General features: G+C 71.6%; 16 protein-coding genes. 10 read left to right on the forward strand and 6 right to left on the reverse strand.

All coding sequences use genetic code 11. The features are described 5' to 3' along the window. Positions 1–16 precede the first annotated feature (16 nt). Genes ACH4N1_RS04605 through ACH4N1_RS04625 form a run of 5 tightly spaced genes read right to left on the reverse strand, consistent with a single transcriptional unit; the run spans position 17 to position 2419 of the window. Positions 17–517, reverse strand: a complete 501-nt coding sequence (locus ACH4N1_RS04605) for a hypothetical protein (protein WP_398094497.1) — start codon at positions 515–517, stop codon at positions 17–19. Positions 518–553: 36 nt separating this feature from the next. Continuing rightward, a complete protein-coding gene (locus tag ACH4N1_RS04610; protein ID WP_398094498.1) occupies positions 554–895 on the reverse strand; it encodes an RRQRL motif-containing zinc-binding protein in 342 nt (113 codons plus the stop codon). Continuing rightward, positions 895–1869, reverse strand: coding sequence for a DUF2637 domain-containing protein (locus tag ACH4N1_RS04615; protein ID WP_398094499.1), 975 nt, complete (start codon positions 1867–1869; stop codon positions 895–897). The genes ACH4N1_RS04610 and ACH4N1_RS04615 overlap by 1 nt, the downstream gene beginning before the upstream one ends. After that, positions 1866–2156 (reverse strand): DUF6303 family protein, encoded by a 291-nt coding sequence (locus ACH4N1_RS04620; protein WP_398094501.1) that lies wholly within the window; start codon positions 2154–2156, stop codon positions 1866–1868. Before ACH4N1_RS04620 ends, ACH4N1_RS04615 begins: the two co-directional genes overlap by 4 nt. Then, on the reverse strand, positions 2156–2419 hold the full coding sequence (locus tag ACH4N1_RS04625) for a DUF6284 family protein (protein WP_398094502.1): 264 nt from the start codon (positions 2417–2419) through the stop codon (positions 2156–2158). Before ACH4N1_RS04625 ends, ACH4N1_RS04620 begins: the two co-directional genes overlap by 1 nt. A gap of 623 nt (positions 2420–3042) precedes the next feature. On the opposite strand from ACH4N1_RS04625, the gene ACH4N1_RS04630 reads away from it, so the two are divergent. The 6 genes from ACH4N1_RS04630 (at position 3043) to ACH4N1_RS04655 (ending at position 8148) form a co-directional block, all read left to right on the forward strand. Further along, the gene (locus ACH4N1_RS04630) at positions 3043–3888 is read left to right on the forward strand and encodes a sigma factor-like helix-turn-helix DNA-binding protein (RefSeq protein ID WP_398094503.1); all 846 of its coding nucleotides are present in this window, start codon (positions 3043–3045) and stop codon (positions 3886–3888) included. A 2-nt stretch (positions 3889–3890) separates the two neighbouring features. Beyond that, positions 3891–4697 (forward strand): hypothetical protein, encoded by an 807-nt coding sequence (locus ACH4N1_RS04635; protein WP_398094505.1) that lies wholly within the window; start codon positions 3891–3893, stop codon positions 4695–4697. Positions 4698–5091: 394 nt separating this feature from the next. Then, positions 5092–5268 (forward strand): hypothetical protein, encoded by a 177-nt coding sequence (locus ACH4N1_RS04640; RefSeq protein WP_363090862.1) that lies wholly within the window; start codon positions 5092–5094, stop codon positions 5266–5268. A gap of 31 nt (positions 5269–5299) precedes the next feature. Further along, positions 5300–5593, forward strand: coding sequence for a Dabb family protein (locus tag ACH4N1_RS04645; RefSeq protein ID WP_398094506.1), 294 nt, complete (start codon positions 5300–5302; stop codon positions 5591–5593). Between the two features lie 284 nt (positions 5594–5877). Next, a complete protein-coding gene (locus ACH4N1_RS04650) occupies positions 5878–6705 on the forward strand; it encodes an RNA polymerase sigma factor SigF (RefSeq protein WP_363090905.1) in 828 nt (275 codons plus the stop codon). A gap of 531 nt (positions 6706–7236) precedes the next feature. Next, the gene (locus ACH4N1_RS04655; protein ID WP_363090864.1) at positions 7237–8148 is read left to right on the forward strand and encodes an RNA polymerase sigma factor SigF; all 912 of its coding nucleotides are present in this window, start codon (positions 7237–7239) and stop codon (positions 8146–8148) included. A 590-nt stretch (positions 8149–8738) separates the two neighbouring features. Here ACH4N1_RS04655 and ACH4N1_RS04660 read toward each other — a convergent pair. Continuing rightward, positions 8739–8936 (reverse strand): hypothetical protein, encoded by a 198-nt coding sequence (locus tag ACH4N1_RS04660; protein ID WP_382782565.1) that lies wholly within the window; start codon positions 8934–8936, stop codon positions 8739–8741. 231 nt (positions 8937–9167) lie between these two features. Between ACH4N1_RS04660 and ACH4N1_RS04665 the strand changes: the two genes are divergently transcribed. The 4 genes from ACH4N1_RS04665 to ACH4N1_RS04680 form a co-directional block, all read left to right on the forward strand. Beyond that, positions 9168–9701, forward strand: a complete 534-nt coding sequence (locus tag ACH4N1_RS04665) for a MarR family winged helix-turn-helix transcriptional regulator (RefSeq protein ID WP_398094507.1) — start codon at positions 9168–9170, stop codon at positions 9699–9701. A gap of 13 nt (positions 9702–9714) precedes the next feature. Beyond that, positions 9715–12237 carry an MFS transporter gene (locus tag ACH4N1_RS04670; protein ID WP_398094509.1) on the forward strand — a complete coding sequence of 841 codons (2523 nt, stop codon included), beginning with the start codon at positions 9715–9717 and terminating at the stop codon, positions 12235–12237. Positions 12238–12307: 70 nt separating this feature from the next. Next, entirely contained in the window at positions 12308–13129 is an 822-nt protein-coding gene (locus tag ACH4N1_RS04675) for a YceI family protein (RefSeq protein WP_398094510.1), read from the forward strand. 108 nt (positions 13130–13237) lie between these two features. After that, positions 13238–13625 (forward strand): PPOX class F420-dependent oxidoreductase (locus tag ACH4N1_RS04680; RefSeq protein WP_398094511.1); only part of this gene is annotated, 388 nt, incomplete at its 3' end.

Genomic DNA, 13625 nt, shown 5'->3' on the forward strand with positions numbered 1-13625 from the left:
AGGATCTCCCTTGAGGTCAGTGGGTGCGGCGGACGACGAGCCAGGCGGACTGAGCGGCGATCAGGGTGAGCAGCCACCACAGCTCCAGCGCGCCCGCGAGCGGCCCGCAGCCGGCCGCGACGGCGAGCCAGGCCAGCGCGGAGGCCAGCAGCGCGGCCAGGCCGATGCGCCAGGCGAGAACGGCACCGGTGGCGGGGCGACGGCGCTGCATGACCAGCAGCCAGGCCAGCGGGCCGGCGGCGGTGGGGGCGAGGATCAGCCCGGACCACCAGGCCATGACGTGCAGCAGCGCGGCGACGACCAGGGCCAGGACGGCCAGACCGGTGGGGGCGAGGGCGTGACGCGAGCGCCACAGCAGCCCGCCCAGGAAGCCGAGTGCCTCGCGGGTGAGGGACGGCCGCTCGGGGACGACGACCACGAACGGGTCGGCGCCGCGGCGGCCCCGCTGGCGGGGGATGCGGACGGTGTGGACACCGGCGGCCGTCTTGGCACCGCGGGCACGGGTACGACTGGACACAGGAACACTCCTGTTCAGGAAGGCGAAGAGGGGACGTCAGGCGGCACGCTGTTCGTCGTCGGGGTAGGCGCAGGGCACGCACGCGCCCAGCTCCGCGGGGATGACGTAGCCGGCATCCCGGCGGCACTGCGGGCACATGCGGCGGGCGGCGTTGGCCTTGGCCAGGGCCGCCCATCGGGCCGGGGTCATCGGCCGGACCGGCTTCGCGTCGTCGACGCGGTAGAGGTAGGCGACCAGCGGCGGGCGCCGACGGCGCGAGCGCTCGATCTGCGCCGCCACGTCCTGCCCGCCCGGCCGCAGGTCCATCGCGCGCAGCTGACGACGGGTGGCCAACCCTTCCGGCGCGAGCCGCCAGGGGTAGACCGGTAAGGCACCCATCAGCGGCTCACGAGCGCCAGTTCAGCACCGCCGGCATCCGCGCCGCGGTGCTCGGCATAGCGGGCGGAGACCCACCCCACCGACCAGCCACACAGCTCCGCCGCGGCGCGCACCGGCAACCCGGCCTCGAACGCGGCCCGCACCGTCTGGCGGGCCCGGTCCTCGGGGAACTTCTCGACGGCCGGGCCGGCGGCCAGCAGGGCGGCGCGTTCACGCTCGGCCCGCGCCTCTCGCTCGAACCGTTCACGGCGTTCACGCTCGGCCGCTTCCCGCTCGGCGCGCTCACGGTCGCGCTCACGCTGTTCACGCTCGCGTTCACGGCGTTCCCGCATCTCCCGCTCGGCAGCCTCGCGGACGGCCTCCCGCTCGCGCTCCTCACGGCGGGCACGCTCCTCCCGCTCGGCCTGCTCGCGGGCCAGAGCGGCTTCGTGTTCACGCTGCTCACGCGCCAACGCGGCGGCGTGCTCGCGCTCCTCGCGGGCCTGTCGGCGGGCGGCTTCGGCCCGCTCCCGGGCCGCCTGCTCGGCCGCCTCGCGGTCGGCCCGCTGCTGGGCTTCCCGCGCGGTGACGGCGGCGGTGATGGCGCGCCGGTAGGCCAGACCGGTCTCCGCGGTGACGATCAGCAGCAGCGGCGCCACCGCATGCACGGCCACGCCCACCAGGTCGCCGGCCAGCGCGGAATCGGCGACGTTCAGCGCCAGCGTCATACAGCCGGTCATCCACCGCAGCACCAGCGGCCACCACCCACCGTGCCCGCCAAGGCGGGCCAGGACCGCATCGAGGCGGACCACGATGACCACGGCCGCATCCACCACCAAGGGCAGAATCGGCGCCGTCCAGTCCCACTCATCCGGGGTGTGCGCCGCGGCGAGCGGGGTCACGGTCAGGATCGAGTACAGCATCGCGCCGGCCACGATCAGCCACGTGCCGACCGACAGCGCGCGTTCCGCCGAACGGATCGGATCGCCGTTCACGCGCCCGCCCCCGTCCATGAACGCACCTGAACGGCGGCGATCAGCATCACCGCAGAGGCGGGATCGTCGGGGTCCTCGCTGTCCTCGGTCCACCGCCACTCAGCGCCCGGCACCGGCTCGAAGCCCAGCACGCTGAGCGCGTCCACGCGCTCCGTGAACGTCGGCACCGGAGCGACCCGGTCAAAGCTGTACTCCGGCCACGGGCAGGTGAGACCGTCCAACAGGACGATGTACAGGCGCCAGCGTCCCTTGTACACGGACATCTGCGCCGTGAACTCCCCCGCCATCACGCCACCACCGGAGCGTCGGTACCGCCCTGGTTGGCCAGGTCCCGCCGCGCGGCCAACACCCGGCGGCGGGCCCGGCGGATACGGCGGGCGTCCACCTCGCTCGGCATGCGGTCCAGCGTGATGATCTGCGCGTCGATCAGGTCGACGTCCGCGAGGATCGCGGGCATCTCTCGCTCGATCGCGTCCAGCTCCGCGGCCGTCGGCTCCATGAAGTCGGCGAACGCGGTAACAGCGTCCTGAACAGTCACGATGTGACTCATTGGGTCGTGTTCCTCTCACAGGGGTGAACGGCCCGAACAGCGGCCCCGGTGCTCGAACACCGGGGCCGCGCGCCGTTGGAGACAGAAGGTTCCGGCTCCCCGCCGCCCCGCCCGTACGGCCAGCGCACGAAGCGCTGCCGGACGGGCGGGGGAGGCAACCGGCCGCAGCGCTAGCCGCTGCGATGGCAGGAAGAAGGGCGGACCGGATCGGCCGCGAGCGGATGCACAGCTCACGGGCCGGGGTCGCGTACGGGCGCCGCCGGCCGGTCCATCACGGCGGCGCCCACAGGGTTCGTCGAAGCATCGGAACTCCCAGGTCGAAGGGGCACGGAAACAGCACTGCAAGGGGGACCACGTCCCCACCCTCCGGCCGTTGCTCGCGGTCACCGGGCCACCTCGCCAGTCAGGCCGAAGCCCTGATTTCTGGCCTTGACGGGCGGTCTTGCAGCGTCCTCCGCCCCATGCATACGTGCAGGTGAAACAGCGGCGACAGCACATTCCTCCCGCTTGCTTAGGGGGGGTTGCCGTCTCGCTTGATAGGTACGGTAGGCAAACTCGAAGCTGTACGCAACCCCCTCTCGCGGTAGAGTTCGATAGCCCCCCTAGGCGACGTTGGGAGAGACGTGCAGAACGACATGGAGAAGGTCTTTGGGATCACGGACCCCGTTGACCGCGCCAAAGCCGCAATCGACCTGATGGCGCGGTATCAGAGCCACGTGAACGAGCTGTCGCGCGTCCGCCGGGAAGCGATCGAAGAGGCTCAGGCAGCGGGCATGACTCAGGCCGAGATTGCGAAGCGACTTGGTGTCAGCCGGGGGCGCGTGGGGCAGCTCGCGTCCGCCGGCCCACCGCCAGAGCGCGCGTTCTTCGGCACGGACCTGGTCACCGTGTCACTCGGAGGCAAGTACGAAGCGGGTAAGGGGCCCGATCAGAACCCCAGCGAAGTGGTCACCCGAGAGGACCTCAACAACTTCGAGCACCTGCGCAAGCTGCTGGGCGGGATGAAGCTCGACACGCAGTACGAGGTGATTCCGCCCACCGGAATCGTGAACCTCAATCGGGACAACCACGTCGTGATCTGCGGCCCGCGCCTCTCCCCGATCGTGGCGCAGGTGCTCGAAGGTGACGACAACCTTCGGTTTGCCAAAGACAGCACGTGGCACCTGGTGGACCAGGTGGCCGGGAAGAAGTACCGGTCACCGCAGGACGAAGACGGGTCGGCCGGCGATGTCGGGTACTTGGGGCGGCTTCCCCGTCTGGACGGGAAGGGGACGTTCCTCTATGTCGCCGGTATCCACGCGATCGGCGCGAACGGGGTCGTTCACTTCCTGGAGAACAACCTGGCAGAGCTTTACCGAGAGGTTCGCACGCGTCGCTTCTCCACCCTGATTTCGTGCCGTTACGACCCGAAGACGCTCGAAGTGCTGGAGAGTCGACGCGTCACTCCGCTGTACCGACACGAGGGCTGAGAATGCGCGTCGCCATTGACACCCAACCCGGTGGAGCCGCTCCCAATGAAGACTGGGTGGCCGGTACGCCAACGCTCGCCGTCGTGCTGGACGGACTCAGCACGGCGGGCCTGGACACCGGATGCCGCCACGGCGTGCCCTGGTACGTGACGCACTTGGGCAGTCAGCTTGTGGGCGCGCTCGCAGACCCGGACACGTCGCTCACGGCAGGGCTGGCGAGCGCCCTCGAACGAGTGGCCACGCTGCACCCTGAGTGCGACCTCGGCAACCCCGGAACGCCTTCGGCGACGGTGGCGATTCTTCGGGAGCGCCCCGGCTTCCTTGACCACCTGGTCCTGGCGGACTCGCCCATCGTGCTGGAAGGCGCCGGCGGCTGCACCGTGCACACCGACCTGCGGGTGGACGGCGTCCTTCCCGAGTTGCGGGCGGAAGTCGAGCAGTACGAGACGAACACGGTGGAGCATCGGGAAGCGCTCCGCCGGCTCGTCACCGAGCAACGCCAGACCCGCAACACACCCACCGGTTATTGGGTCGCCGCATCGGACGCGGAAGCTGCCGCTCACGCCGTCGTCGGCAGCACTCCCGCCGAGGACGTGCGGGCCGCGGCGGTGCTCTCCGACGGCGCGTCGCGGCTGGTCACCGAGTACGGCATGGCCACGTGGTCCGAAGTCTTCACAACGCTCCGCACCGGCGGCCCGCAAGAGCTGATCGCCACCGTGCGAAAGGCCGAAGCCACCGACCCCACAGGGCGACGGTGGCCGCGCTACAAATCCGGCGACGATGCCGCCGTAGCCTTCTGCCAGTGGTGACAGGGCTGGTCAGTGCGGCGGACGCCCGTCTCACTCCGTCTCAGTTTCCGTCTCATTCAACCCCGTCCGGAGCCGTCCACAGCGGTTCACGCTTCGAGCGGCCGGACGGGAATGAACGAGGTTGAACGGGTGCGGTTCACGCCGTGACCAGCACGAACAGACCTCGAAAGCGAGTGTGGCGCAAGTCACCGAGGGTTCAAATCCCTCCGCTACCGCTGATGACACCCCCTGAACCGTGGCGACACGGGTCAGGGGGTGTTCTGCTGTGCGGTGGGCACGGTGTCCCCGTGAAACGCCCTGCCCGTCGTGGCGTTGGTCGGAAGAAACGATGTGAGGGTTACACTCGCGGCCGGCAGCAGGGGGCCCCAGGGGCAGCACTCAGAGGGAGGCCGCGGTGGCGGTGAACGCCAAGAAGATCGCCGTCTACGTGATCGTGGTCTTCGTGCTCTACGTGATCATCACGGACCCGGAGAAGGCGGCGGACTACGTCCAGATAGCCTTCGAGGGCATATCGGACGCGGCCAGCGCCATCGGCGACTTCTTCACCTGGCTCGCCGACGGAGCGAAGTAGCAGCCGGCAGCCGTACTCACCGGGAGTGCCCTTGATCCGCCATCTGGTCCTCTTCAAGCTCGACGAAGGCGTCACCCGCGACGACCCCCGGGTGGTGGAGGGCGAAGCGGCCTTCCGCGCCCTGGGCGGACAGATCGAGGAGCTGCGCTTCTGGGAACTGGGCTGGAACATCAGCGACCGGCCCATCGCCTACGACTTCGCGATCAACTCGGCGGTCGAGGACGCGGAAGCCCTGAAGCGGTACCTCGAGCACCCGGCGCACCAGGCGGGCGTGGCCCTCTGGCGCGAGTTCGCCACCTGGGTGGTCGCCGACTACGCGTTCTGACGCCGCGGCCCGACCGGGCGGCCGACTTCGCACCGACTTCGCGCCCGATGTTTCGCACCTGACGCCTCGCACCCGCCTTCGCGCCCCCGCCCCCCGGCGCGCGGACCGGACCGTGCCGCACTGAGCCCTCCGCCGGAACGGCGGGGGGCTTTCGCGCGTCCTGCACCCAACTTCTCCCTCAACACGGTCTTATGGGGTACTTGCACACACTGCACATGTCTTGTGATGCTATGACCGCTTTTGATGGATGAGTTGACCGATGTTGATCTGACGAAGAGGTGGCGTTGACCGTGTCGGCCAGTACTGCGCCGCCTCAGGAGGAGGCACCCGCCCCGACGCCCGAACGGCGCCGCGGCGCGGACACCCGGGCGCTGACCCAGGTCCTCTTCGCCCAGCTGAAGAACCTGCGACCGGGCACCCCGGAGCACGACCGCGTGCGCGGGGCGCTCATCGAGGCCAACCTCCCGCTCGTACGCTACGCCGCCGGCCGCTTCCGCTCCCGCAACGAGCCCATGGAGGACGTCGTCCAGGTCGGCACCATCGGCCTGATCAACGCCATCGACCGCTTCGACCCCGACCGGGGCGTGCAGTTCCCGACCTTCGCGATGCCGACGGTCGTGGGCGAGATCAAACGGTACTTCCGCGACAACGTGCGCACCGTCCATGTCCCGCGCCGGCTCCACGAGTTGTGGGTGCAGGTCAACAGCGCCACCGAGGACCTGACCACGGCCTTCGGCCGGACGCCGACCACCGCCGAGATCGCCGAACGGCTGCGCATCGCCGAGCACGAGGTGCTGTCCTGCATCGAGGCCGGCCGCTCGTACCACGCGACCTCCCTGGAGGCCGCGCAGGAGGGTGACGGGCTGCCCGGCCTGCTGGACCGGCTCGGTTACGAGGATCCGGCGCTGGACGGGGTGGAGCACCGCGACCTGGTCCGCCACCTCCTGGTCCAGCTCCCCGAGCGCGAGCAGCGGATCCTGCTGCTGCGCTACTACAGCAATCTGACCCAGTCGCAGATCAGCGCGGAACTCGGGGTCTCCCAGATGCACGTCTCGCGCCTCCTGGCGCGCAGCTTCCAGCGGTTGAGGTCGGCGAACCGCATCGACGCCTGACGGCCCCCGCCAGGCCCTCCGCGGGCGGCGACAGCCCTTCGACGGGCGGCGGCGACTCCCCGGCGGTCACGGCTCCTCCACCGCGGCGACAGCACCCCGGCAGGCCGTGGCGGGCGGCGGCGGGCGGGCGGCGGGCGGCGGGCGGCAGGCGGCAGGCGGCAGGCGGCAGGCGGCAGGCGGCAGGCGGCAGGCGGCAGGCGGCAGGCGGCGGCAACTCCCTGGCGGACGGGGACGCGTGGTCCTTCGGGGTGAAGATCCGCAACCGAACGCGGGAGCGATCCCTCACCGGCACGGGCGAATCACCCAGCGGGGCGATTCCCGGCCGAACCGTGCTGATAAACCGTCACACCCCCTGTTTCCAGGGCCTATTCGAGACTCACATGTCGACATGTCACTACAGCGTGTTGCCGACATGTGACATTCTGCCGGAAGCGCGTTTGCCGAGGCTTCGGCTCCGGTATTCAGGTGAAGGCTGGCGTTCCTCGATCCGGAGCGTTCGCCACGACCGTCCCGCGACCCAAAGGGGGTGGCATGTCCGCAGACCAGGGCAGCTCGAAGGTGCTCATGCTCACGAAGAGCGAGTCCGCGCCCACCGAGCCCGTCACGCCCGTCGAGCCCGACGTGCTCGACGACGTCACGGCCCTCGAGGCCGCTCCCGTCCCGGCGCTCCCGGCCACGGGAGCCATCGACACCCGCACCCTGTCCCGCTCCCTGTTCCTGCGGCTGGCCGCGCTCGACGAGGAGAGCCCCGAGCGCGCGTACGTCCGGGACACGCTCATCGAGCTGAACCTCCCGCTCGTGCGGTACGCGGCGGCACGCTTCCGCTCGCGCAACGAGCCGATGGAGGACATCGTCCAGGTCGGCACCATCGGCCTGATCAAGGCGATCGACCGCTTCGACTGCGAACGGGGCGTCGAGTTCCCGACCTTCGCGATGCCGACGGTCGTGGGCGAGATCAAGCGCTTCTTCCGCGACACCTCGTGGTCGGTGCGCGTCCCGCGCCGCCTCCAGGAGCTGCGGCTGGCCCTCACCAAGGCCAGCGACGAGCTCTCCCAGAAGCTGGACCGCTCGCCGACGGTGGCCGAACTGGCCCTGGTCCTGGGCGTCTCCGAGGAGGACGTGGTCGACGGGCTGGCCGTCGGCAACGCGTACACCGCCTCCTCCCTCGACTCGCCGGCCCCCGAGGACGACGGTGGCGAGGGCTCCCTCGCCGACCGCCTCGGCTACGAGGACACGGCGCTGGAGGGCGTGGAGTACCGCGAGTCGCTGAAGCCCCTGCTGGCCAAGCTGCCGCCGCGTGAGCGGCAGATCATCATGCTGCGCTTCTTCGCCAACATGACGCAGTCGCAGATCGGCGAGGAGGTCGGCATCTCCCAGATGCACGTCTCGCGTCTGCTCACGCGCACCCTGTCCCAGCTCCGTGAGGGCCTGATCTCCGACTGAGCCGTGGTGCGGGCCCGTCGCCGGGTCCGCACCACCGTTCGCGGGCTTGTTCCCGGACGGACCGCCGGTGACACCGGTGCGGTGCGCCGGCCGGCGTGGCCACAGGGCCGCCGGGGCGCCTCACCGGGCGCTTCGGCGGCCGTCGTCGTAGGTGCGGGAGTCCTGCCGGCGGGCGGGCACTGCGGCCCGGCCGCCTCGACCGCGAGCGAGTCCGAACGCGCCGCCGCGGACCGCCGGTGGTGCGGGCAGGCACCTCCCGCTTCCCCAACACGGCCGACGCACCGGCCTGTTCGGGGTCGGTCACCCCGGGGACACACCTCGTCGGCGCCCTGGGCGTCGACCGGGCCGAGGGAGGAGTTCCCGGCACCGGTCGCCCCGAAAGCCCGTGAGCGCGGCACCTGGACGGTGCGCGTGGACGCCTGGCGGGTCCGCCGGGCATGCCTGCGCAGACACGGGGCGTGCCGGTGCGGGAACGACCGCGCCGCCCGACCGGGGGTGCGGGTGGCGGCCGGGCGACGAAGCCCGGGACGGCCGCCCCCGAGCGGGCGCCGCCGAGCGGGCCGTACCGTCGGGGCGCGCCGTCCTGTCCGCTACTTCAGTGCCAGCCAGGCCACCGCCGCCACGATCGCCACCGCCGCGACGACGCCCAGGATCAGGCCGAGGCGGGGGCCGGCCGGGGCCGGGGCCTGGCGGGATGCCTGAGGGGTGCCCTCGTCGACGAACGCCCGGAACATCTGGGTGCTGCCGGCGGGGTCGTGGTTGCCCTGGGGGCCCTGCGTGTTAGCCATGCCCCGAGACACTAGCGAAAGCGGCCGGGGTGTCCCAAGCGGGGGCGTGCTCAGGCCCGACCGATTCGGCCCGCTCCTCCCGCCCTCCCGCCCGGCCGGTTCCCCCACCTGGGCATTTACTCCGGCAATACTTGTCTTTGCCAACTTTTTGCGGCACCCACCCCCTATTTGTTTGCCTGTAGCAACCAAGCGCTTCTATGGTTGCCCTAAGCAACAAAAGCGGGAGGTGTGATGGCAGGGCAGGCACAGTTCGAGGAGCTGGCGCGTCAGCTCAGCGCCGTCGGAGCCGTGAAGCGGGACCTCGGACGGATCCTGCCGCCCGACTGCTCGCCCGGCTCGGCGGGGGTGCTGACACTGCTCGACCGGCACGGCGACCTGCGCATGAGTGCCCTGTCCGAGCTGCTCGCCGTCGACATGTCGGTGACCAGCCGGCACGCCGCGCACCTCGCCGAACGAGGCTGGATCGAGCGGTCCCCGGACCCCACGGACAAGCGCTCGCGGATCCTGCGCCTCACCCCCGAGGGCCACGCGATGCTCGCCGAGCTGACCCGCCGCAGCACCGATCTGCTGGCGGAGCGGCTGAGCGACTGGACCGACGACGAGGTCGGTCAGCTCATCGGGCTGATGACCCGGCTGCGCGCCAGCTTCGGCGACTGCCGGTCCACCCCGCACCGGCCCCACCGGCCCCCGCCCGTTCCCGAGAGCGAACACCCACGTGGACCGTCACGTGACCGGACCACCCGTACACCCGCACAAGCGACGTAAGAGAAGGAAGTCCATGGCAACGACCACACCAGCCGGTGTGCGGGCTCACGCGAAGCACGGCGGAGGGTCCGCCGGCGACGCTCCGATGACCCACCGGCAGATCATGGAGGCCCTCTCCGGGCTGCTCCTCGGCATGTTCGTGGCGATCCTGTCGTCCACGATCGTCTCGAACGCCCTCCCGGAGATCATCGGCGACCTCGGCGGCGGCCAGTCCGCCTACACCTGGGTCGTCACCGCCACCCTGCTGGCGATGACCGCGACCACCCCCCTGTGGGGCAAGCTCGCCGACCTGTACGACAAGAAGGCGCTCGTCCAGATAGCGCTCGTCGTCTACGTCCTCGGATCGGCCGCCGCCGGTCTGTCGCAGAACCCCGGCATGCTGATCGCCTGCCGCGTGGTGCAGGGCGTCGGCGTGGGCGGCCTCTCCGCCCTCGCCCAGATCGTCATGGCGGCGATGATCTCCCCGCGGGAGCGCGGACGTTACTCCGGCTACCTCGGCGCGACCTTCGCCGTCGCCACCGTCGGCGGTCCGCTGCTCGGCGGTGTCATCACCGACACGAGCTGGCTGGGCTGGCGCTGGTGCTTCTACGTCGGCGTGCCCTTCGCCGTGATCGCGCTGATCGTGCTGCAGAAGACCCTGCACCTGCCCGTCGTGAAGCGGGACGTCAAGGTCGACTGGGCCGGCGCGTTCTTCATCTCGGCCGCGGTCTCGCTGCTGCTGGTCTGGGTCACCTTCGCCGGTGACAAGTACGACTGGCTGTCCTGGCAGACGTACACGATGGTCGCGGGCTCGATCGCGCTCGGGCTGATCTTCGTGCTCGTCGAGTCGCGGGCCGCCGAACCGATCATCCCGCTGCGCCTCTTCCGCAACCGCACCATCACGCTGTCCTCCGCCGCCTCGATGTTCGTCGGCGTCGCGATGTTCTCCGGCACGGTCTTCTTCGCCCAGTACTTCCAGCTGGCCCGCGACGAGTCGCCGACCATGTCCGGTGTCCTGACGATCCCGATGATCGGCGGGCTCTTCGTCTCCTCCACCGTGTCGGGACAGCTCATCACCCGCACCGGCAAGTGGAAGGCCTGGCTGGTCGGCGGCGGCGTGCTCATCACGGCGGGCCTCGGCCTGCTGGGCACCATCCGTTACGACACCCCGTACTGGAAGACCGCCGTCTTCATGGCCCTGCTCGGCCTCGGCGTCGGCATGATGATGCAGAACCTGGTGCTGTCCACGCAGAACCAGGTCGCCCCGCGCGACCTCGGCGCGGCCAGCTCCACGGTCACCTTCTTCCGCTCCCTCGGCGGTGCGATGGGCGTCTCGGCGCTGGGCGCCGTCATGGCCCACCGCATCGGCGACTACGCCCGGGACGGCATCGCGGACCTCGGCCCCGAGTACGCCTCCGCCGCCTCGGACTCCGGGGGCGCCATCCCCGACATGGACAAGCTGCCGCTGCCGCTGCGCACGGTCATGGAGAGCGCGTACGGCCACGGCATCGCGGACGTCTTCCTGATCGCCGCCGTCATGGCCCTGCTGGCCTTCCTCATCACCCTGTTCATCAAGGAGGTCCCGCTGCGGACCATGGGCGCGCTGGCGCAGACGGACTCCGCGGACGCCCCGGCCCAGACCCCGGCCCCGGCCTCGACCTCGGCCGCCGTCGAGGCCCCGGCTCCCGCCGGTGAGCAGGCCCTCGCCGGTGCCGCCGCCGAGGCCGGTCCCGAGGACACGCAGCGGCTCGCCGCCACCACCGCCACCACCACCGAGGCCCCCGCGGCCTCCTCCGGCGGCATCCCGGTCCGCGGTCTGGTCCGCGGTGCCGAGAGCGCGCCCGTGCCGCAGGCCGCCGTCACGCTGATCTCCCTCGCGGGCCGTCAGCTGGGCCGCTCGGTCGCGCAGGCCGACGGCTCCTACGGGCTGGACGCGCCGGGCGCGGGCTCGTACGTCCTGATCGCCTCCGCCGACGGGTTCCAGCCGCAGGCGTCCACGATCGTCGTCAACGGCGAGCCGGTCGCGTACGACATCCTGCTCAGCGGGACCAGCGGGCTCGGCGGTGTCGTGCGGGCCGCCGAGACGGGCGAGCCCGTCGGGCACGCCATGGTCGTCGTCACCGACGTGCGGGGGGATCTGCTGGCCACCGCGACCACCGGTGAGCAGGGCGAGTTCTCCTTCGCCGAGCTGGTGCCGGGTGCCGTGACCGTCGCGGTCAACGCCGCCGGGTTCCGGCCGCGCGCCCTGCCCGTCGAGGTCGGCGCGACCGGGGTGACCCGCGTGGAGCTGGTCCTCGACGCGGGGGCGCAGGTCCAGGGCGTCGTCCGGGCGCCGCACGGTCCGCTGGCCGACGCGCGCGTGACGCTCGTCGACGCGGCGGGCAACGTGGTCGGCACCGCCACCACCGGTGTGGACGGGGCGTACGCCTTCACCGACCTGGACGGCGGGGACTACACGGTCATCGCGACCGGCTACCCGCCGGTGGCCACCTCCCTGACCGTCGCCGGCACCGGCGTGGACGGCCACGACATCGCACTCGCCCACCCCGGCGAGTAGCACGACACGGCACCGGCCCGTGGTGGGGAGCTCCCCGCCACGGGCCGGTCTCTTCGAGGAGTTGCGTGAGATGGGACTGACCGCGAGGATCCGCACCCGGGACGGATGGGCCGTGTCGCACGCGGTCGTCACGGTGACGGACACGACGGGCACGCAGGTGCTGCGCGCCGAGGCCGACGCGGAGGGTGCCGTACGCGGCACGGCCGCGCTGGCGCCGGGGGCGTACACCGTGATCGTCACCGCCGTCGGATACGCGCCGGCCGCCGCGAGCGCGCTGGTCACCGCGAGCGGCCGGGCCGAGGTCGGCACGGTCACGCTGGCCCGGCAGGGCGGCACCGAACTGCCGCCGCCCGGCCCGTGGACCGTCGACCCGGCGCACTCCACGGTCGGCGCGGTCGCCCAGCACCTCGGCATCTCCAGCGTGCGCGGCCGGTTCACCGACTTCACCGCGTCCGTCGAGATCGCCCCCGACGACGTCGGAAAATCGCGGGTGGCGGCGGTGATCCGCGCCGCCTCCATCGACACCGGCAACGCCGTGCGCGACACGCACCTGCGCTCGGCGGACTTCCTGGACACCGACGCCCACCCGGAGATCACCTACCGCTCGACCGGCCTGACGGCCGCGGGCCCCGACCGCTGGACCGTCCACGGCGACCTGTCCCTGCGCGGCGTCGTCCGCCCCGTCGACCTGGACCTCGCCTACCTCGGCACCGGCGCCGATCCCTGGGGCGGCACCCGGGCGGCCTTCCGCGCGACGGCCGACCTGCACCGCGAGGACTTCGCCATCACCTACAACCAGGTCGTCCAGGCGGGCATCGCCGCCATCGGCACGACGCTCAAGGTCGAACTGGACATCCAGGCCGTACAGGGGGAGTCGCTGCCGCAGGCGTGAGCGCGGGCAGGAGCGCGGGCACGGGCAGGGGTACGCGCGTGGGCGTGGGCACGGCCGGGGCGGCCCCGGCGCCCGCCCCCGCGCCGCCCCCGCGCCTACGCTGGCCCCATGGCACCGAACATCGCGACCAACACGTCCGTCTCCCTCGACGAGCTGCTGGACTTCGTACGTCCCCGGCACCGCGCGATCCTCATCACCCGGCGTGCCGACGGCAGCCCCCAGGCCTCCCCGCTGACCTGCGGGGTCGACGACTCGGGCCGGATCGTCGTGTCCACCTACCCGGAGCGGGCCAAGACGCGCAACGCCAAGCGGGACGAGCGGGTCAGCGTGCTCGTGCTGAGCGACGACTGGAACGGGCCCTGGGTCCAGGTCGACGGCACCGCCGAGGTCATCGACTCGCCCGACTCCGTCGAGGCACTGGTCGAGTACTACCGCAACATCGCCGGTGAGCACCCCGACTGGGACGAATACCGGGCGGCGATGGTGAAGCAGGGCA

The sequence above is a fragment of the Streptomyces sp. NPDC017202 genome (assembly GCF_044331705.1).
In the GTDB taxonomy this organism is placed as follows: Bacteria; Actinomycetota; Actinomycetes; order Streptomycetales; family Streptomycetaceae; genus Streptomyces.